Below are 20,194 nucleotides of genomic sequence, written 5' to 3' on the forward strand. Positions count from 1 at the left end.
ACTTTAATTTATGAAAACAAAATATCGCTGCCTACAGCCTGTTCTACACTTGCCTTAACTCCTGCAACTCCTTTCCCGGTATTTCCAAATACGCCGGGAATTAATATTATTGCCGGTGACAGCATTTCTTTATATTTATTTATCTCATGATCAATCTGTACTGCCAGACCTTCCGTCACATAAATAATTTCGTATTCACTTTTAGCCAACACTCTAAGAGTTTTAATTCCCTCTTCAGGGTCGGTTACCGGAAATGTATCCATTCCGATTGCACCAAACCCATATATACTGTCATAATCACCTAACACCGCAATCTTATACATACATTTTCCTTAACCTTTCCCGAATAAAATCATCACTTAAGTTATTTAACTTTCCAGTCAATATAATTCTAACTGTTTTTATTTCATTTTCTCTCGCAAGAAAATATGCAAGTATTGGGCCTGCCGAAAAAGAATTATATTTTTCCTCTTTGATTTTATCGATTATTCTATTATCACACCATCTTTCAAAAGCTGACGGTGATTCTTTTATATGTTCAGCTGCCTCGCTGTATCCTGCCGATTGTAAATAACTGCATATTCCATCAATTCCTGATTCCGCGCCTTTAATTAAAGAAGCTTTGCTTAAAGAATCACAGGCAACAATTGCTCTTTCCATGAAATCTTTTGATTTCTTTGTTTTAGCACATCTTACTGCAACTCTTATATTTGCAACTGCAACCATTTCTTCAGCATATTGTTTTATTAATTTTGAATCTGATTTTGCTCCTTCTTCTTTAACAGCTTCTAATGTTGCTGTATCAATTATTATGTCGCATAACTGACCATCCTGAGTTTGTAGTAACGCCTCTGTCGCTTCATTCGCTACATAAGCCATTCTTTCAGGCAAACTGTCAAAATCTTTTCTTTCAACCATATCCTTCAACTGCTCAGGTGACCATCTGCAATTATCATAATATGCATGCTCTGCTTTATCTCCACTACATACCTGTTTAATTGCTGCTTTTAAATTATGATACTCTCTTGGTACTGTAATTACAGCAAATGCATCTTTCTCATTTACTAACTCATGTATGTCATCCCAGGTTTTCTTTCTCTCAAATGCAAGCATTTCATCTTCTGTTTCCGCCGGTTCTCCATTTCCCCAACCATGGTCATGAAGAAATACCATACAGCTTTTATAATCTTTACAAGCCATCAACTGTTCAATCACTGAATCAGAAAATAGTGAGACCTCTTTTGCACGAACACGGGCAACCGCATAAGTATAATTGGTTTCTGACATATATTTTCCTCCTCAACTATTTAAACAGGAATCTGTTAATTTCATCCTGCAAATCATCTTTTTTATTGTGAAATACAGCATCAAAAGTACAATTTTCCACTATATCTCCGTAATCAAGAATCATTCCATTTTCAATATTTATAGGTTCATTGCTTACTGATAATTTTCCATTATTTTTGTTTGCTGCTTCACTTATCTTTTCCTGAAAATCCTTAGGAAGTCTCTCTAAATCTTTTTTATTAAGGCACATTTTTCCTTCTGCCGGCTGAGCATATTCCTCTGTCATTTTTATTAAATAACCAAAATATTCCTCATCCGAAGCATTTACCATTTTGTTATATGCCTTATTCACTATATCTGAAATAATTTTTTGTTTTGCTTCAAGATATTTCTGCTTTGCTTCCATTCCGGCTGCTGACTTAATTTTACTAAATAGTAATTTTTCTTCACTCTCAGCCTTTTTTGTCCCTGCAGTCTCTATTTTATCAATTTCAATTTGAGCGTTTTCTTTTATAGAGTCGCAGGTGTCTTGTGCCTTTGCCAAAATATCTGCCGCTTCTTCATTTGCGTCAGCTTTAATTTGGTTTAATATTTCTTCTAATCCACCCATGGGCAACTCCTTTCTGCTTATATACTTCTATTAAACCGGAATATTACTTACAGAAAGAATTGATATAAGAAGTGCTAAAATAGCATATGTTTCAACCATTGCAGGGAATAACATTGACTTACCAAACTGTTCAGGTTTCTTAGCTACGATTCCAATACTTGCAACTGCTGTTTTTCCCTGGTGTAATCCTGAGATTAAACCAACAACACCAATTGGAAGACATGCGGCTAAAATCATAAGTCCTGTTCCTGTTGATATTGATGCAAGATTTCCGTTTAATAAACCGATTTTACTTAATGTGATAAATGCAACTAATAAACCGTAAATACCCTGTGTACCAGGAAGAAGCTGTAAAATTAAAACCTTTGAAAATTTACCCGGATCTTCTGTTACTACACCTGCTGCTGCCTGACCTGCAATACCTACACCCATTGCTGATCCTGCTCCTGCCAATAAAGTTGCTAACGCTGCGCCAAGAATGGCATAAAAAATTCCTAATTCCATTATTATTTCTCTCCTTTATCTAACTCAACATATTTTGTTTTTAATGTGAATGGATTGAAGGCTCTGCCTCCTCCTTCATAGAATTTTCCGAAAAATTCTACATACTGTAATCTGTTTGTATGAACATAAGCTCCTAACAGATTGATTGCAAGGTTTAGTGTATGACCTACAATAAATACTATTATGAAAACTATTATTCCTACCGGGCCATCGCCTATCATGCTGCCCATAGAATTTACAACTGATGCAATAACTCCTGTTGCCAGACCTAATGCTAAAAGTCTTGAATATGACAGCAAATCGCTTAGCCAGCCTGTTACGTTATAAATATCATAAGCTCCAAGAGCAATTCTGATAGCCCACTTGTTACCTTTTCTTCTGCCGGACATAAGAAGCAATCCTACAAGTCCTATTATTGTTAAAACTTTTGACAGGATTGTCAGCCATACCGGAAATACAAATGTCATCTGTGAAATAGATGCAAATAAATCAGTTGGCAATAATAACAATATTAATCCGATTAACAGTGAATACCACAATAATACATCACATATAAAATCCACTATTTTATTGTCTTTCAAAAGCATATACCCTTTTATTCCAAGTCCTAAGAACATATGAATAATTCCTATTACCATTGAATACATTAACAGTCTCATCGGATCGTTAAGCGGAACAAACCACAACGCTTTAAGTTCTATATTTTTATGGAAAAATACATTCGATACAACTGTAATTGCATCACCAAAAAATCCTCCAAATAGCAATCCCCATATTGTCGTTGATATTCCGCAATACATAAACATATGCAATGATTTATTTAACGAATCGCCCATTCTAGGGAATTTTTTTATCGCTATAAAGCATGCTAAAAATATTATCAATCCATAAGCTGCATCGCTTAGCATCATTCCAAATAAAATGTAATAAAATACTGCCATTATTGCACTTGGGTCAAACTCGCCTTTCTTTGGTAATCCAAATGATTCAACAACACCCTCTACAGGTCTTGCAAAAGCGTTGTTTTCAAGTAAAACCGGAGGTTGTTCTTTTGCCGATATCTCTTCTGCCTCAATCATAACCGTGAATTTATCAGTAAGTGTTTCTTTAAGCTTCTCAAATTCTTTTTTTGGAATATAACCTGTAATTATAAATACATGTTTTGTTTGAAGAATCCTTCCAAGTACATCGTATTTTTCTGCTCTGCTGTTAAAATAATCTGCCGCTAACTGAATGTCCTCTCTATCCTCTGCTAATTGCCTGAGTTCCTCAATGCGATTATCTATGCTGTTTTCAAACTCAGCAATCCTCTTTGTCCATTTTTCCTTAGATACCTCAGGAATACTTCTCATTATCAGCGAAGGTCTTGAAAAATCCATCTGCCTCAATGCTTCCTCAAACTGTTCTGCATCTTTTTTCATACAAAATCCTGCAACACAGGTCTGATTTTTGTCTGAATAAAATATTCTTACATCGCTCGCTTTAGGGAACTTTTCATTTGACTGGATTTGCTGATACAGTTGTTCCTGAGTAATATTTCCGGGAAATGAGCCATAAATAAACGCTGTCTTTTCAGTTCCCGTTGTCGCACCCGGAACATCCATATTTAACCATGGTTTTACAGCTTCTATATTTGCTTTTAATTTCAAAATATCATTTTGTTTTGCTGATATTTCTTTTTGCAAATTAAGAATAGCTGATATTTTATCCATTATTTCATCTCTATTATCTGAAATTCTTTTAAATTCATTTGAAGCAACCTGCCTCTTTCCTTCTAGAGACGAAAACATTGATTTCTTTTCCGGTTCATATTGCTCTAATACTTCCAAAGCATTTTCTGCTAAAGCTGCATTTCTTTCAAAACTTGATTTAGCAACACTTGTATCCATCTTGGAAAAGCCTTTTTTTACTTTTCTTTCCTTGATTTCAACAACACCACTTCTTTGAATATATTCTATGATAGGCTTTCGTTCTTTTTTCAGGGCACAAATGCATATTTTTTGCATTTCTAATACTGCCATTTTATCATGCCTCCCTTCTTTATTTCTAAAGAAATAACAATTTATAGTTATATGATAATTTAATTATATCGATTAAGCATCAATTCCTTCATTATATGCAATCTAATAATCTTAAATTTCAAATCACAAACAATTAAAATTTCATTACTTCTTCTACTGCCTTATTTACAGCCTCATTTTCGAGAGTTAAAGCCTTGTCATACAGTTCTTTAACATTCTTTTCATTATCACTTCTAATTGTTTTTGCTTCTTTCTCTCCTCTTTCTCTGGCTTTTTGACAATATTCTTCTATCTTGTCTTTCTGCCTTTTTACTGCATCATCAATGCTCTTTTCAGCATCTTCATTTGCCTTTTTTATATTTTTTTCAGCATCTTCATTTGCTTTATTAACAATTTCTTCCCCTTGTTTTTCAGCTTTTTTAATGGAAGCCATTGTTTCTTTAATCATTAAGACACCACCTTTCTTAAAATCTCATAAGCTATAACATTTTCATAAACATCTAAAGCTTATATTCTCTGTAGATTTCTACATCTTAAATTGAATTATACTATACATATTTTTTCTAAAAAATATACAAATTTCGCCAAATGTATAACAATTAAATGCAATTTTCTTTTACTGTAATGTATTACTTTCTTCACTAAAACTGTAAATTCATACTATTGATACAGGCACTTAATCCTATTTAATAAAAAATATATTGTGTATTTTATCTTTTCTCTAATATATTCTTTTCATTTATTTTGTGTTTATTCTATTTTTAATAAATCCGGCTGATTCTCATGGCAAAAGAAGCAACAACCCATCTATCCAGACAGATTGTTGCTTCCGTTTATTTATCTAATAATTTTCTTCCCATAAGAACACCCATAACTGATGCCATCATAAGACCTCTTGTCCATCCTGAAGAATCTCCAAGACAATGTAAACCTTTAATGTTTGTATTAAGGTTTTCGTCCATTTTTACTTTATTTGAATAGAATTTTAACTCAGGGCTGTACAACAATGTTTCTGTTGAAGCGAATCCCGGAACAACTTTATCAAGCATTTTTATAAATTCAATGATATTTGTCATTGCTCTGTATGGCATTGCCGCTGTTATATCACCTGCTACTGCATCTTTAAGTGTAGGTTTAACATTACTCTGTGCTAATTCTTTAGGCCATGTTCTCTTTCCATCGAGAATATCTCCGTATCTTTGTACCATAATATGACCTGCGCCTAACATATTTGTCAACTCACCAACCTTTTGTGCATATTCAATCGGCTTGTTGAATGGCTCAGTAAAGTTATGGCTTACAAGTATTGCAAGGTTTGTATTATTACTCTTCTTTTCCTTGAAGCTATGACCATTTACTACAGCCAAATCATTGTCATAATTTTCCTGCGCAACAAATCCTCCCGGATTTTGGCAGAATGTACGTACCTTATTTTTCCATGGTCTTGGATATCCGATAAGCTTTGACTCATAAAGTACTTCGTTAACCTTTTCCATTACTTCATTTCTGCATTCTACACGCACACCGATATCAACTGTTCCCGGTTTATGTGCAATATTATGTTCTGCACATAGTTTTTCTAACCAATCAGCTCCTCTTCTTCCTGTTGCAATAACAACTTCATCTGCATAATAATGAACACTTTCATTACCTTCTCTTAAGATAACACCTTTACAGCCTTCTTCATCGAGAATGATATTTTCACATTCTATTTCAAATTTCATTTCAACACCATGCTGTAACAACCATTCCTGAATATTGTAATAAAGCTGCTGTGCCTTTTCCGTTCCCAAATGTCTGATTGGGCAGTCTACTAACTTAAGACCTGCCTTAATTGCATTCTTTCTTATTTCCTTGATGTCTTCTCCCTCGTAAATTCCTTCTACATGTGGGTCTGCACCAAATTCCAAATAGATTGTATCTGTATAGTCAATTAATTCCTGTGCAAATTCTTCTCCAATAAGCATCGGCAAATCTCCACCTACTTCATATGACAAGCTTAACTTACCATCTGAAAAAGCTCCTGCTCCGGAGAACCCTGTAGTTATTGCACAATTTGGCTTGCAGTTAACACAATGTCCTACTTCCGCTTTCGGGCAATGTCTTTTTTCTACTGCTTTTCCTTTCTCAACCAAAAGAATCTTCTTATCGCTATTATTTTTTAAAAGTTCTAATGCCGTAAAGATTCCTGCCGGTCCTGCACCTACAATAATCAAGTCATAATGCATACACAATTCACTCCTATTCTTTAAATTTATTCTGTGTTAATTTTTCCTAAACGCTACAAAACCGGATTCGTAAAGAATCCGGTTTTCTGTTTCGTATCGTGATTTCTTACGTCTAATTATATCACAAGTACATATAATTATTCAATCTTTTTATTTTTCCAATAAATATTTGTATATTGCCTCTGCAACCCCATCATGGTCATTGTCCATAACCTCTACATCTGCTATCTTTTTTACATTAGCATTTGCATTGCCCATGGCTACAGCAAGTCCTGCTGTTTTTAATACATCCAGATCATTATCTGCATCTCCAACTACAATTGACTGCTCAACCTCAATATTCAAGTGTTTGCAAAGTTTTTTTAGTCCATATCCCTTTGTAACTCCAAGTGGTGAAATTTCAAGTGATGTATCCTCTGCATTAAGCATCACAATAGGTAATCCCTGTAATTTTTTTCTCGTATCTTCCCTGTCTTGTGGACAAGTATGAAATAGATTAATTTTTTCTATTCCCTGTTTATCTTCATTATGAAATGTAACTGTATCCTCAACTTTTGTACATACTCTTTCATATAACGGAATATAAATTCCCATGTGGTATTTTTCCATTTGCGGAATCAATCTTTTCGGTGAAATAGAACGTCCTTTAGATATCAAATGAATAAACACATCCTTATCTTTAACTGTATCAAATATCTTACTAACTATTTCTTCGTCTATTGTTGAAGCAGAAATTATTTCTTCATTTTTCAAATTATAAACCAAAGCTCCACTTTCAAGGATGGCATATTCCATATCCTTTAATTGTTCTCTATATTCTTCTATTTCAGCTAATGCCCGTCCGGATGATAACGAAATATGTTTTCCATTTTCTATTGCTTCTTTTATTGCTAAAATAACACCTGAATTAATCTTCTTTTCTGAATTTAGCAATGTTCCATCCATATCTAATCCAATTAATTCGTATCCCATATCTTTTCTCCTTTAAACTCTTTAAGCATTCGCATCAAGCCATACTATCTGCTATAATGATGTGCTATTGAACCTACGCTGCCAAATGCACTTTCTTTTAACCCTTACACGCTCCACATAATACATTTTATATTTATACAGTAATTTCAGCGGTCTGAACAGGAATTACCTTTCTTAAATCTTCAAGTGTAATTTCTACCTGATAGCCGATTTTTCCACCACTTACGCAAAATTTTTCTACTTTTTCTACACTCGAATCAATTGTTGTTTTAAATAATTTTTTCATTCCAATCGGTGAGCAGCCACCATGAATGTATCCTGTAAGTGGTAAAAGTTCCTTTGATTTTATCATTTGTATTGATTTTTCTCCTACAGCTTTTGCTGCCTTTTTTAAATCAAGTTCTTTTTCTACAGGTACAATAAATACATAGTGATTTTTTGTCTTTCCTTCTGTGACTAATGTTTTAAATACGCACTCCGGATTTTGTCCTAATGCTTTTGCAACATCAGTCCCACTTATTGCATCTGTATCACCATAATAATAATGCTGATATTTAATCTTCTTACTGTCTAATACTCTCATTACATTTGTTTTTTCGTCTTTTGCTTTCATTTTCTCTCTCCTTGCGAAAACATGTCATCATTTCTCTTGTTAGGCTTATCTTTTCTTCATCATCCGGAACATCTTTATAATTAACCCATTCTGCTACGGACAATTCATCTTCATCCATTGTAATTTTCATATTGCCATCTAGTTTTGCAAAAAATCCCATAAGGACATTACCATCATATCCCCATGGTTGGCTTTTGTAATATGTTATATCTTTAATATGCACTCCTGTTTCTTCAAATACTTCCCTTGCAACTGTTTCTTCGATAGTCTCTCCTATCTCTGTAAAACCTGCAATTAGTGCATATCTTTTATACTCTCTGTCTGCATATTTTGTTAATAATATTTTATCATTGTCCGTCACTCCTACTATAACTGCCGGAGCGATTTTTGGGAATACCTGATTTCCACATTTAGGACATTTTAGCATTCTTATTTTTTCATCATGTTCCATATTACAACCACATGCCCCACAAAATTTATTAGACTTATACCACATATTTAAATGCCATCCTGTTGCTGCTGCCATTACTTTAGTCATTGGTTTCATTGTTCTTGTCTTAAACATTGGTACATACTCAAATCCATCAGCTTCTATTTCGCTTTTTTCATAGAAATATGAATCATTTCCTATACTAAAAAAATAAACCAAGGTATCATCCCCCTGATTTATCTGTTTATACTTCTCATATGTTAAATATTCTAGTGTTTCTGCCTTTTTAGATAACAATACCCTTCTCCCACTGTAACTTAATACATAATCATTATCTTTAGGCTTAATATTTTTATATTGATTGTTTAGTTTTGGTTCTATGTCCTGTATCATATTTACCTCAACTTTCCCTGCTTATTTTAACCGGTTATCAATCTAAGAAAAATTAATAACCGGTTATTTTAATGTTTATATTTATTATTTTGCAAATTAGTGTTTATGATATTTTCTTCCATCTTCTTCGTATTTAGGTTCACATGTAAGCTGTATTCCTAATCTCTTAAATGTCTGTTCATCTACTGATGTAAGCAATACTGTAGAATGTGCCTGACATCCTTTTAACTTATGTAACTGCTTCATCGCTACTTTTGCAACTTCACTATTTGCTGCTGTTGATGATAAAGCAATTAAAATTTCGTCTGTATGAAGTCGTGGATTCTGACTTCCTAAATACTGTGTCTTTAATGTCTGAATCGGTTCAATTGCCTGTGGTGATACCAATTTAACATCATCTTCAATTTTACCTAATTTCTTAACTGCATTTAATAAGGCTGCTGCAGATGAACCAAGCAAATCACTTGTTTTTCCTGTAATCATTGTTCCATCTTCAAGCTCAATAGCTACTGCAGGACTACCTGTTTTTTCTTCAATTTCTTTAGCTACTTTTGCTACTTTTCTGTCATCAATAGTAACTCCTGCCTGCTGCATCAAAAGTTCTAATTTATATATATCATCTTTTGTTTCACCATTACGTTTTTTATCGCATAAACATTTATAATATCTTCGTAAAATTTCCTGCTGTGATGCTTCACAACATACTTCATCATCCACAATACAGTTACCAGCCATATTAACACCCATATCTGTAGGTGATTTATATGGACTTTCACCTGCAATAAGTTCAAACATTGCATTAACAACAGGGAATATTTCTATATCTCTATTATAGTTAACTGTAGTCTTTCCATACGCTTCTAAATGAAATGGATCAATCATGTTTACATCATTAAGATCTGCTGTTGCTGCTTCATATGCAAGGTTAACAGGGTGCTTAAGTGGAATATTCCATATAGGAAATGTTTCAAATTTAGCGTATCCTGCTTCAATTCCTTTTTTATGCTCATGATATAACTGTGAAAGACATGTTGCCATCTTTCCACTTCCGGGACCCGGTGCAGTAATAACTACTAAAGGTCTCTCTGTTTCTATATAATCATTCTTTCCATATCCTTCATCACTTACAATATGATTTACATCGCTTGGATATCCCGGAATCTTATAATGTCTGTATGACTTAATTCCAAGTTCTTTTAATCTCTGTTGGAATAATTCTGCTGATGGCTGTCCTGCAAATTTTGTAAGGCATACACTTCCTACAAAAAGGCCAACTGACTGAAATTCGTCAATAAGTCTTAATACATCTAAATCATATGTTATTCCATAATCGCCTCTTACCTTATTTTCTTCAATGTCTTCCGCACTAATTACTATAACAACTTCTGCCTGGTCTTTTAACTGTAATAACATCTGTAATTTTGAATCAGGCTGAAATCCCGGAAGAACTCTTGATGCATGATAATCATCAAATAATTTTCCACCAAATTCTAAATATAACTTGTTTCCAAATTTTTCAATTCTCTCTCTGATATGCTCTGACTGCATTTTTAAATACTTGTCATTATCAAATCCAATTTTCATTTACTTAACCTCTACCTTTTCTAATTGACTTTAGAATAATTCCGAATTAAATTCTTATTTCTATTCAATAATTACATAAGCATCCTCTTCGGCTAATAAATCTTTTGTTTTAATCTCATTTTCCTATTCTAGCAGAAAAACATTAATAAATGAAGAGTCTATATATTAATTTATCTAAAAATAATAACAGTCCGGCCATATAGCATAAACTGTAATAATCCCTGCTATTGTATGGTCGAACTGTTTTATTTTACTTATTTGACATAATTTTTTCTAAATCTTTATCCGGTGTACTAATAGGTGAAATGTTATAATTTTCCACTAAATAATTCAATATATTAGGTGATATAAAAGCAGGAAGTGTCGGTCCTAAATATATGTTTTTAATTCCAAGATGTAATAATGTTAATAAAATACATACAGCTTTTTGTTCATACCATGATAAAATCATTGATAATGGTAAATCATTAACTTCACATTCAAATGCCTGTGCTAACGCAATTGCAACTTTTATTGCTCCATATGCGTCATTGCACTGACCCATATCCATAATTCTTGCTAGTCCGTTAATATCTCCCAAATCCAAATCATTAAATCTGTATTTACCACATGCAAGCGTCAAAATAATAGAATCTTTTGGTGACTGTTTAACAAACTCCGTATAATAATTTCTTCCGACTCTTGCTCCATCACATCCTCCAACTAAGAAGAAATGACTTATTTCTTTGTTCTTAACTCCTTCAATAACCTTATCTGCAACTCCAAGAATAGTTCCATGTCCAAATCCTGTCATAACATATCTTCCACCGTTTATTCCCGTCATAACTTTATCTTCTTCATAACCGCCAAGTTCAAGTGCCTTATTTATTACAGGAGTAAAGTCCTTGTCTTCTCCGATATGAACCATTTCAGGATACGAAACAACTTCCGTTGTAAATACTCTGTCTGCATAACTTTGCTTAACCGGCATTAGACAATTAGTTGTAAATAATACAGGTCCTTTGATATCATCAAATTCCTTTTGCTGATTCTGCCATGCAGTTCCAAAATTCCCCTTCAAATGAGGATATTTCTTTAACTCCGGATAACCGTGTGCAGGAAGCATTTCTCCATGAGTATATATATTTATTCCTTTTCCATCTGTCTGCTGTAATAACAATTCTAAATCTTTTAAATCATGTCCTGAAATTACGATAAATGGTCCTTTTTCTATAGTCAATGGAACTTTTACCGGAGTAGGATTTCCATAACTTTCTGTATTTGCCCTATCAAGTAATTCCATGCATTTTAAATTCTTTTCTCCCACTTCAAGCGCTACTGGCAAAAGTTGTCCAATTTCCATATCATAAGTAATAACAGATAACGCTTTATAAAAGAATCCGTTTACATCCTCATCCTCATATCCTAAAACCATTGCATGGTACGCATAAGCTGCCATTCCTCTTATTCCAAACAAGATAAGTGATTTTAATGAGCGGATATCCTCATCCTCATTCCACAACAAATTCATATCATAATCTTCTGTACTTCCACAAGGCATCGCACACGCATTGCAATTTGGTGCAATTGCATTTTTTTCTAAATGAACTTTTTGTATCATTTCCTTTAATGTATCATCATTAAAATTAACATTTGTTATCGTTGTAAATAATCCCTCTATTATAATTTTATCTGTTTCTTTTCTTTTAGGATTGTGACTTGTACTTTTTGCCAGACCGATTAACGCTCCTGTGAGTTCATCCTGCAATTTAGATGTATCCGCTGACTTACCACACACTCCCATTGCTCCTGTACAGCCTGTACAACCGGCTGTCTGCTCACATTGAAAACAAAACATTTTATTATCCATCTATTAAAATTCCTTTCTGATGTAAAATTATCACATGCAGATAGTATTATAATTCGAATAACATTTCTGTTGTTTTAACAACATTATTTTAATTTTTATTTGGCATTTTTTGCATTTGGATATATTTTTTCCATTCTGGCATCATTGTAATTATCATCAACCCATATCTGCCACTGCTTTGTTGCCACTATTCCATTTTCTCTCTGGTCATATCTATGAAGCACCATGCATGTCGCAACGACATCAACACTCATAAATATAATCATTACCCATGTACATATTTTTCCCGGCTTTACAGGAATTTTTTCAATTATTGCTGATAATTTAGGGTAACATATTTTAAACCATACAACTGCTGCCATTCCCCAGAAGAAGCAATATAAAAGATTTATTCTTCCTCCTAAGTTAAATGGTATTTTGCTGTAATCCCAAAATATCTTTCCAAATACAATTTCGGTAAATACACTACATAAATATTCGTATGCTCCCCCTAAACAGGTTCCCATTACAAATAAGAAACTATCACTTTTTTCTCTATATTTATAGAGCATAGCCGTTACGATTGCAATTGCCAAGCCCCACACTATACTGAACTGTCCCCATATTACACTGCTTCTTCTCATCCATACTCCTGCCGTTGCTCTGCAGAATATCGTTTCTGTTACATCTCCAAGAAATGAGCCGATAAAAAACAGTAATGCAATTTTATAAAAATCACATCCCCTTGCAAATACACTCTTATCCTTTTCCTTTTTCTCTACTTTAGAAGATTTTGGATAAGCTTTATCTATACGCAGATTTATTCTTTTGGCAATCCATTTTTCAAGTTTTAAACTAATTTCCGTAAATTTATTATTTGCTTCAATTATTTTATCTACGCCTTTACCTTCAAATTTAATAATAATTGAAGAAAATACTATATCTGCAATAAGGCATCCTGTTATAATCCATAAAATTATATGCATTAAAAGTTCCGGAAATAATTTGTACAAATCAAGTAACAGACTATCTCCAAACTTAACAACTATGTATCCTAGCACGCCCCATACTGCTGCCATTGGAACGCATACATATCCTTCAAAATTCCATTTAATATCTGAATAATCCCACCATTTTTCGTGGTATATTTTTTCAACTAAATGTCCGCCAAACCATTCAACAACAGATGCATATATAGCTGCAAATAAAATCAACCAAATTCCTGTAAGTTCGTGTAATGTTGTTGATATTAAAACTGCACTGATACCATATATAATACAAAATGGTCCATTTATAAGACCTCTGTTAACTACTTTTCTTTCCTTTATTGTTGCAAATACTGTTTCTAGAATCCATCCTAAAAATGAATAACTTAAAAACAGCCACATAAGTTCATATACTGACAGATTGTCCATATTACTTTCTCCTTAGTTCTCCCTAAATTTATCCTTGTGATATATGTCTGTAAAAATCTATCACATATACCAATTCTTTACCATGAATATCCCTATTTAAGAATCACTTCCATCTGTGTTTCCTTTACAAACATTCCCACCTTTTCATAAAATGCACGGGCATTATCATTTCCTTCCCATACATTTAACGTAACATCATAACATCCTATTGATTTAGCATATTCAAGAACATATTTATACAAAATTGTTCCAATATGTTTTCCTCTGCAATTTTCGTCTACACACAAATCATCAATATGTAATGTTTTAAAATCAACCATATTTGTACTAAAAGGTTGTTTTTTTATTACACAAAATGCATAACCTACAACTTCATCATTATCTATAGCTACAAATACCGGTGTTTCATCATTTTGAAATATATTAGTTAGTTCTTCCCTTGTATACTTTGTTGTACCTGATATAAATATGTCAGGTCTTAACTTCGCATGTAATTCGAGTACCTCACTTAATAATATGCTCACTTTATCAATATCTTTAATTTCTGCTCTTCTAACTGTAATATCCATTGTACTTCTCCTTATGGCTTTTACTCTTGCACAAATGCCCATTAAATAAAAATATTTCTCTGACACTTGTATCTGTCTGCAGAATATAAATAATTAATACTTTTTCTACATACTTTATATAATACAACAATATATACATACATTTCTACCTATTTATTAAGACTTTGTATTTTTCTCCTATCAATCCTCTTCATAAACACACACGCAATAACACATGATACTGCCTCTGCTATCGGAAATGTCATCCATACTAACCATATGTAGCTTATATCTTTTATTGCAATTAAAGAAAATCCCCATGCAACAGGAAGAACAAATAAGAACTGTCTGCATATTGAAATAAATAGTGATTCCATGCCACCTTCAAGTGCCTGAAATATTCCCTGAAAAGCAATATTTGCACCTGCAAATACAAAACTTATAGAAATTACTCTTATCGCACTAACGCATAATTGTTGCGTAACACCTGACAACCCAAATATCTTAGCAAATGGATTTGCAAAAATTTCCAGCACAACAGTTCCTACAACCATTATAATTAAAGTATAAATCAAACCATATTTTATTCCGTCCCTAACTCTTTCTTTACTTCTCATTCCATGATTAAATGATACTATCGGAGTAATTGCATCTCTTAAGCCAAATGCTGCAAACAAAATAAACTGTTGAATTTTATAGTACAATCCATATGCAGTAACTGCTGTTTCACTTATTCTAACAAGTATTATATTTAATCCGTATGTCATAAATGACATTAATGCCTGAGCTATGATTGCAGGTAAACCAATCATATATATCTCTTTTATTATTTTTGCTGATGGTTTTAAATTTTTAATTATTCCTTTTATTTCGACATTAAATTTTATATGGAAAGCAATCGCTGTTAAAACTGACACTACCTGACCTATAACAGTTGCATATGCCGCGCCTGCGACTCCCATTTCAGGAATTCCTAGCAAACCATATATTAAAATAGGGTCTAAAATCATATTTGTTACAGCCCCTAGTATTTGTGCTATCGTTGAATATAATGAGCGCCCTGTTGCCTGTAGCATTTTTTCAAATATTGAAAAGAACACTATTCCTATAGATAAAGTACAGCATATTTTCAAATATTGTATTGCCATATTTTTTATTAATTCATTACTTGTCTGTGTAGATACATAGAAATCTGCTCCAAATATTCCGAAAACAAGAAATATTAAATAAATTATTGTTCCTAAAAATATTGTATTTCCTGCTATCATAGATGCTTTTTTCAGATTTCCACTCCCTAAATTTTTCGAAAGCAATGCATTCATTCCGACACCTGTGCCTATTGCAATCGCAACCATCATCATCTGAACAGGAAACGCCAATGTTAAGGCATTCAAAGCTGCTTCTCCATTTTCATGCATATTGGATACAAATGCACTGTCAACAATATTATACACAGCCTGTAACACCATCGATAAAATCATAGGTGCTCCCATTGTCAGCATCAATTTGTTTACCTTCATCGTCCCCATTTTGTTTGCTTCCTTGTTTTCTTCCACTTTTCCCTTTACCTCCTATGTTTAAAATGAATTCCCAAAATTCATAAAATTAAATCAATCCGGCTTCGTCAATTTTTTATTTGTTGTTATACACACGACTTCGTCTTATATAACATAAAAGAGCGCAAATCCATATCTGGATTTACGCTCTTAGCCACTCGATTCGTTTGATATTTTAGCAAATTTCTTTTTAAATTTCAAAGGCTTTTTTTAATATATAACGATTAAAAATTAAGTAATTTTGATTTTTTGCTTATAATTGTTCCTTATTTTTTTGTTTTTCTTCCATTATATCAACAATCTGCTTTTTACTTAATACTATCATTTAGTAAGCACCTCATAAGCTTTCATATTTTGTTTAATAAAAAACAATATTATTTTCTACTAATTTATCTCCCTCATATACCAATTTTAATGAAAAGAATCTTTTCTCATCATTTAACAGTAATTTCAAAAATATTGCATCCCCTTCCCATGTTGGCAAATTAGGTACTACTTTTTTATCTACCCATTTAAGTTCTCCCTCATCGCATTCAATTATATTTCCTGTAAACTTATCCGCAGTAAATAGGCACATGGTTTCCGATTCACATTCATCACTGATAAATGTTACAATTCCTCTGAATTTATATGAAGTAAGTATTAGTCCTGTTTCCTCTTTTACCTCTCTTACAAGACATTCTTCCGGTGATTCCCATTCGTTAGCATGTCCACCTACTCCTATCCACTTGTTTTTATTAATATCTTCTTTCTTTTTCACACGATGAAGCATCAAATATTTTTCATCATTTTCTATATAACAAAGAGTTGTCATCTGCATAATTCTACCCTCACTTTTTTATATAAATATGAGCCATCTTTCGATGGCTCAAAAAATTTATACTTCATTTTCCATATTGCTAAGCTTTGCTGCCTGATCTGCTGCTATACAGTTATCGATTATTTCATCAAGATTTCCATTCATTATTTCATCTAATCTATGTGATGTAAACTTAATTCTATGATCTGTTACTCTTCCCTGTGGGAAATTGTAAGTTCTTATCTTTTCTGAACGGTCACCGGTTCCTACCTGACTTCTTCTTGCTGCTGATTCAGCATCCTGCTTCTTTTGAAGTTCAAGTTCGTATAATCTTGCTCTTAATACTTTAAGTGCTTTATCCTTATTTTTTAACTGTGATTTTTCATCCTGACATGAAATAACAATTCCTGTTGGAATATGTGTAAGTCGTACAGCTGAATCAGTTGTATTTACACACTGACCACCGTTTCCTGATGCTCTAAACACATCAAATTTACAATCATTCATATCGATTTCTACATCTACTTCTTCTGCTTCGGGCATAATTGCAACAGTTGCTGTTGATGTATGAATTCTTCCACCTGATTCAGTTACCGGAATTCTCTGTACACGATGTACTCCACTTTCATATTTCAACTTAGAATATGCACCCTGACCGTTAATCATAAATACAACTTCTTTAAATCCACCTAAACCATTTTCATTTAAAGAAATCATTTCTGTTTTCCAACGATTCTTTTCTGCATACATACAATACATTCTGTAAAGTTCAGCAGCAAATAACGCAGCTTCATCTCCACCTGCACCGCCACGGATTTCTACAACAACATTTTTATCATCATTTTCATCCTTTGGTAAAAGTAAAATCTTTAACTGTTGTTCCATTTCTTCAACTTTTGCCTTAGCTTCATTTAATTCTTCTTTAGCTAATTCACGCATATCGTCGTCATTTTCTTCTTCAAGAATTAAAAGACTGTCTTCAACATCCTGCTTAGCCTGTTTATATGTCTTATACGCTTCAACAATTGGTGCTAAGTCGCTTTGCTCTTTCATTAATTTCCTAAAATTATTCTGGTCATTTGCCACGCTTGGATCGTTTAACATTTCTAATATTTCATCAAATCTTTCCAATATACCATCTAATTTATCAAACATTTTCTTCTCCTTTTCTCGCAATCACAACTCTGTCATTTCCTGACAAATCTTTATACACATTAATATCTTTAAAATTATACTGTTTCAAAATATCGGGAACTGTTTTTCCCTGATCATAACCAATCTCATAAAAAATCATCCCGTCATCTGACAAATATTCATTTAACTTTTCCGATATTTTTTTATAAAATATCAATCCGTCTTCATCACCATCTAAAGCCATCATCGGTTCATGATTTTTTACTTCTTCCATAAGCGTTTCAATATCACTTTTTCTTATGTATGGCGGATTTGATACAATTATATCATATTTACCTGATACATTTTCAAATAAATCTGATTCAATAAATGTAACTTTTGCATCTAACTGCTTTGCATTATCAATTGCAACTTTTAATGCATTTTGGGACAAATCTACTGCTGTTACATCTACATTTTCAGCAAGTTTTTTTATTGAAATTGCTATGCATCCTGAGCCGGTACACATATCTAATACTTTAACTTTCTTGCCTTGAATCTTTTGTTTTAAATAATTTAAAACCATTTCAACTAAAAGTTCCGTATCCTGTCTTGGAATCAATACATCTTCATTCACATTAAATGATAATCCCATAAATTCCTGCTTACCGGTTATGTGCTGTAAAGGAATCTTATTACAACGCATATCTATAAATTTAAAAAACTTATCTGCATCCTCTTTATTAACTAATCTTTGAGGATTGATAAAATACTGTACTCTTGTAATCCCTAAAACTTCTTCTGCTAAAAGCCACGCATCAACAGTTGCATCCAAATCAGATGCTTTCTGCAATTTTTCTATTCCATCTTTTATCAAATCTTTTAATTCAAATTCAGTCGACATCTTCTTCTCCTGAAATTTCATCCAAAACTTCTATTCCATTGCTTTTCAAATAATCTTTCCAGTCAAATACTTCCTCAACTGCCTTAATTGCAACTTCAATCATATCATCAGTTGGTTCTTTAGTTGTTATTTTCTGCATCCATATTCCGGGTTTACTTATTAAATTAACAATAAAATTATCGCTACTACCTGCTAATCGGATAATCTCATATGAAACACCTGCAATTACAGGTATTAAAATTAATCTTATTGTATATTTAATCCAAACTACATCCGAGCGAATGAAGATAAAGAACAAAATACTAATTATCAAAACTATCAACATAAAGCTTGTTCCACATCTTTTGTGAAATCTCGAACTTTCTCTTACATTTTCTACAGTTAATATTTTTCCATTTTCAATACAGTTAATACATTTATGCTCTGCTCCATGATACATAAATGTCCTTCTTATGTCTTTCATTAATGATATTAACAGCATATATCCGATAAAAATAACCATCTTGGCTATTCCCTCTATTACTGGAACCTGTCTGTTTCCTATTCCCGGAACAAATCTTTCAAACATATCCGCTATAAATAACGGTAACATCATAAATATTAATACTGAAAATATAATAGAAACTGCTACTACACATCCCATTATTACATTCTCAGCTTTCTCACCAAATTTATTAATAAGCCACAATTCTAATTTGCCAGGCTCTTCTTCTGTTTCATCATCATCTTCAAAAAAAGATGCTGAATATGTAAGAGATTTTATTCCAAGCACTAGGGAATCAATAAAACTAAATACTCCTCTGATAAAAGGAGCTCCCAAAATTTTGTTTTTCTGTGAAGCACTTTTATATTGCTTCTTTTCTACCTCAATTGTATTATCACTTTTTCTTACAGCTACAGAATACCAGTCCTTATTTCTCATCATAATTCCTTCTATAACTGCCTGTCCTCCTATTCCGGAAGAACCTAATTTATTTTTATTTTTCATAAATGTCCTCATTCATTATAATCGCACAAATAAAAATATTAAATATCCCTATTTTCATAATCAGATTATGCTTCTAACCTGCATATCTTTACATAAGAAAATAGGTTGAGAACAAAAATTCCCAACCTGTTATCCTTAATACTTACTGAATACCATATTTCTTATTAAACTTATCAATTCTACCACGAGCTGAAACTGCTTTCTGCTGTCCTGTGTAGAATGGATGACATGCTGAACAAATTTCAACATGAATATCTGACTTAGTTGAACCTGTTACGAATGTGTTACCACAGTTACATGTAACGGTTGCCTGCTGGTAATCTGGATGGATTCCTTCTCTCATTACATTCACCTCTTCATTTCCTTAAATTAAATTTTATGCTTATTGGCAACGCCAATCC

At 32.8% G+C, this 20,194-nt stretch carries 20 protein-coding genes; all 20 read right to left on the minus strand.

Going from position 1 to position 20,194, the window contains the following annotated elements; genetic code table 11:
* Positions 1-8: 8 nt before the first annotated feature.
* Positions 9-323, minus strand: coding sequence for a V-type ATP synthase subunit F (locus DWX29_RS07010; protein WP_118565490.1), 315 nt, complete (start codon positions 321-323; stop codon positions 9-11).
* Positions 316-1,287, minus strand: coding sequence for a V-type ATPase subunit (locus tag DWX29_RS07015; protein WP_118565491.1), 972 nt, complete (start codon positions 1,285-1,287; stop codon positions 316-318). The genes DWX29_RS07010 and DWX29_RS07015 overlap by 8 nt, the downstream gene beginning before the upstream one ends.
* Positions 1,288-1,303: 16 nt before the next feature.
* A complete protein-coding gene (locus tag DWX29_RS07020) occupies positions 1,304-1,897 on the minus strand; it encodes a V-type ATP synthase subunit E (RefSeq protein WP_118565492.1) in 594 nt (197 codons plus the stop codon).
* Between the two features lie 30 nt (positions 1,898-1,927).
* Complete coding sequence (locus DWX29_RS07025) at positions 1,928-2,404, minus strand: V-type ATP synthase subunit K (RefSeq protein WP_336306542.1); 477 nt, start codon at positions 2,402-2,404, stop codon at positions 1,928-1,930.
* Positions 2,404-4,422 carry a V-type ATP synthase subunit I gene (locus DWX29_RS07030; RefSeq protein ID WP_118565493.1) on the minus strand — a complete coding sequence of 673 codons (2,019 nt, stop codon included), beginning with the start codon at positions 4,420-4,422 and terminating at the stop codon, positions 2,404-2,406. The genes DWX29_RS07025 and DWX29_RS07030 overlap by 1 nt, the downstream gene beginning before the upstream one ends.
* 133 nt (positions 4,423-4,555) lie before the next feature.
* Positions 4,556-4,870 (minus strand): hypothetical protein, encoded by a 315-nt coding sequence (locus DWX29_RS07035; protein ID WP_117910342.1) that lies wholly within the window; start codon positions 4,868-4,870, stop codon positions 4,556-4,558.
* A gap of 385 nt (positions 4,871-5,255) precedes the next feature.
* Positions 5,256-6,650, minus strand: a complete 1,395-nt coding sequence (locus DWX29_RS07040; protein WP_022088268.1) for an FAD-dependent protein — start codon at positions 6,648-6,650, stop codon at positions 5,256-5,258.
* Between the two features lie 150 nt (positions 6,651-6,800).
* A complete protein-coding gene (locus DWX29_RS07045) occupies positions 6,801-7,622 on the minus strand; it encodes a Cof-type HAD-IIB family hydrolase (RefSeq protein WP_117910341.1) in 822 nt (273 codons plus the stop codon).
* Between the two features lie 133 nt (positions 7,623-7,755).
* A complete protein-coding gene (ybaK, locus tag DWX29_RS07050) occupies positions 7,756-8,235 on the minus strand; it encodes a Cys-tRNA(Pro) deacylase (RefSeq protein WP_117910340.1) in 480 nt (159 codons plus the stop codon).
* On the minus strand, positions 8,186-9,058 hold the full coding sequence (gene nudC, locus DWX29_RS07055; protein WP_118565494.1) for an NAD(+) diphosphatase: 873 nt from the start codon (positions 9,056-9,058) through the stop codon (positions 8,186-8,188). Before nudC ends, ybaK begins: the two co-directional genes overlap by 50 nt.
* 96 nt (positions 9,059-9,154) lie before the next feature.
* Positions 9,155-10,642, minus strand: a complete 1,488-nt coding sequence (locus DWX29_RS07060; protein WP_022088264.1) for a DUF1846 domain-containing protein — start codon at positions 10,640-10,642, stop codon at positions 9,155-9,157.
* A 250-nt stretch (positions 10,643-10,892) separates the two neighbouring features.
* A complete protein-coding gene (gene hcp, locus DWX29_RS07065; protein WP_199522689.1) occupies positions 10,893-12,491 on the minus strand; it encodes a hydroxylamine reductase in 1,599 nt (532 codons plus the stop codon).
* 95 nt (positions 12,492-12,586) lie between these two features.
* Positions 12,587-13,885 carry a putative ABC transporter permease gene (locus DWX29_RS07070; RefSeq protein ID WP_118565495.1) on the minus strand — a complete coding sequence of 433 codons (1,299 nt, stop codon included), beginning with the start codon at positions 13,883-13,885 and terminating at the stop codon, positions 12,587-12,589.
* 92 nt (positions 13,886-13,977) lie between these two features.
* Entirely contained in the window at positions 13,978-14,454 is a 477-nt protein-coding gene (locus DWX29_RS07075) for a GNAT family N-acetyltransferase (RefSeq protein ID WP_117910337.1), read from the minus strand.
* Positions 14,455-14,603: 149 nt separating this feature from the next.
* A complete protein-coding gene (locus DWX29_RS07080; protein WP_117910374.1) occupies positions 14,604-15,962 on the minus strand; it encodes an MATE family efflux transporter in 1,359 nt (452 codons plus the stop codon).
* Between the two features lie 385 nt (positions 15,963-16,347).
* A complete protein-coding gene (locus DWX29_RS07085) occupies positions 16,348-16,809 on the minus strand; it encodes an 8-oxo-dGTP diphosphatase (RefSeq protein WP_117910336.1) in 462 nt (153 codons plus the stop codon).
* Positions 16,810-16,866: 57 nt separating this feature from the next.
* Entirely contained in the window at positions 16,867-17,943 is a 1,077-nt protein-coding gene (prfA, locus tag DWX29_RS07090) for a peptide chain release factor 1 (protein WP_117910335.1), read from the minus strand.
* Positions 17,936-18,805: a peptide chain release factor N(5)-glutamine methyltransferase gene (gene prmC / locus DWX29_RS07095; protein WP_117910334.1), complete on the minus strand. Its 870-nt coding sequence runs from the start codon at positions 18,803-18,805 to the stop codon at positions 17,936-17,938. Before prmC ends, prfA begins: the two co-directional genes overlap by 8 nt.
* Positions 18,795-19,793, minus strand: coding sequence for a DUF1385 domain-containing protein (locus DWX29_RS07100; RefSeq protein WP_117910333.1), 999 nt, complete (start codon positions 19,791-19,793; stop codon positions 18,795-18,797). The genes prmC and DWX29_RS07100 overlap by 11 nt, the downstream gene beginning before the upstream one ends.
* A gap of 142 nt (positions 19,794-19,935) precedes the next feature.
* A complete protein-coding gene (gene rpmE, locus DWX29_RS07105) occupies positions 19,936-20,136 on the minus strand; it encodes a 50S ribosomal protein L31 (protein WP_022088236.1) in 201 nt (66 codons plus the stop codon).
* Between the last annotated feature and the right edge of the window lie 58 nt (positions 20,137-20,194).

The organism is Eubacterium sp. AF19-12LB, from assembly GCF_003479125.1.
Classification (GTDB): Bacteria; Bacillota; Clostridia; order Lachnospirales; family Lachnospiraceae; genus Eubacterium_U; species Eubacterium_U album.

Excerpts from the sequence above, each read along its gene's own strand:
- ybaK (WP_117910340.1), bottom strand. The coding sequence starts at position 8,235 with ATGAAAGCAAAAGACGAAAAAACAAATGTAATGAGAGTATTAGACAGT.
- DWX29_RS07020 (WP_118565492.1), bottom strand. The coding sequence starts at position 1,897 with ATGGGTGGATTAGAAGAAATATTAAACCAAATTAAAGCTGACGCAAAT.
- rpmE (WP_022088236.1), bottom strand. The coding sequence starts at position 20,136 with ATGAGAGAAGGAATCCATCCAGATTACCAGCAGGCAACCGTTACATGT.
- DWX29_RS07100 (WP_117910333.1), bottom strand. The coding sequence starts at position 19,793 with ATGAAAAATAAAAATAAATTAGGTTCTTCCGGAATAGGAGGACAGGCA.
- DWX29_RS07010 (WP_118565490.1), bottom strand. The coding sequence starts at position 323 with ATGTATAAGATTGCGGTGTTAGGTGATTATGACAGTATATATGGGTTT.
- DWX29_RS07040 (WP_022088268.1), bottom strand. The coding sequence starts at position 6,650 with ATGCATTATGACTTGATTATTGTAGGTGCAGGACCGGCAGGAATCTTT.
- DWX29_RS07085 (WP_117910336.1), bottom strand. The coding sequence starts at position 16,809 with ATGCAGATGACAACTCTTTGTTATATAGAAAATGATGAAAAATATTTG.
- DWX29_RS07035 (WP_117910342.1), bottom strand. The coding sequence starts at position 4,870 with ATGATTAAAGAAACAATGGCTTCCATTAAAAAAGCTGAAAAACAAGGG.
- nudC (WP_118565494.1), bottom strand. The coding sequence starts at position 9,058 with ATGATACAGGACATAGAACCAAAACTAAACAATCAATATAAAAATATT.
- DWX29_RS07080 (WP_117910374.1), bottom strand. The coding sequence starts at position 15,962 with ATGGGGACGATGAAGGTAAACAAATTGATGCTGACAATGGGAGCACCT.
- hcp (WP_199522689.1), bottom strand. The coding sequence starts at position 12,491 with ATGGATAATAAAATGTTTTGTTTTCAATGTGAGCAGACAGCCGGTTGT.
- DWX29_RS07075 (WP_117910337.1), bottom strand. The coding sequence starts at position 14,454 with ATGGATATTACAGTTAGAAGAGCAGAAATTAAAGATATTGATAAAGTG.
- DWX29_RS07070 (WP_118565495.1), bottom strand. The coding sequence starts at position 13,885 with ATGGACAATCTGTCAGTATATGAACTTATGTGGCTGTTTTTAAGTTAT.
- DWX29_RS07045 (WP_117910341.1), bottom strand. The coding sequence starts at position 7,622 with ATGGGATACGAATTAATTGGATTAGATATGGATGGAACATTGCTAAAT.
- DWX29_RS07030 (WP_118565493.1), bottom strand. The coding sequence starts at position 4,422 with ATGGCAGTATTAGAAATGCAAAAAATATGCATTTGTGCCCTGAAAAAA.
- prfA (WP_117910335.1), bottom strand. The coding sequence starts at position 17,943 with ATGTTTGATAAATTAGATGGTATATTGGAAAGATTTGATGAAATATTA.
- DWX29_RS07060 (WP_022088264.1), bottom strand. The coding sequence starts at position 10,642 with ATGAAAATTGGATTTGATAATGACAAGTATTTAAAAATGCAGTCAGAG.
- prmC (WP_117910334.1), bottom strand. The coding sequence starts at position 18,805 with ATGTCGACTGAATTTGAATTAAAAGATTTGATAAAAGATGGAATAGAA.
- DWX29_RS07015 (WP_118565491.1), bottom strand. The coding sequence starts at position 1,287 with ATGTCAGAAACCAATTATACTTATGCGGTTGCCCGTGTTCGTGCAAAA.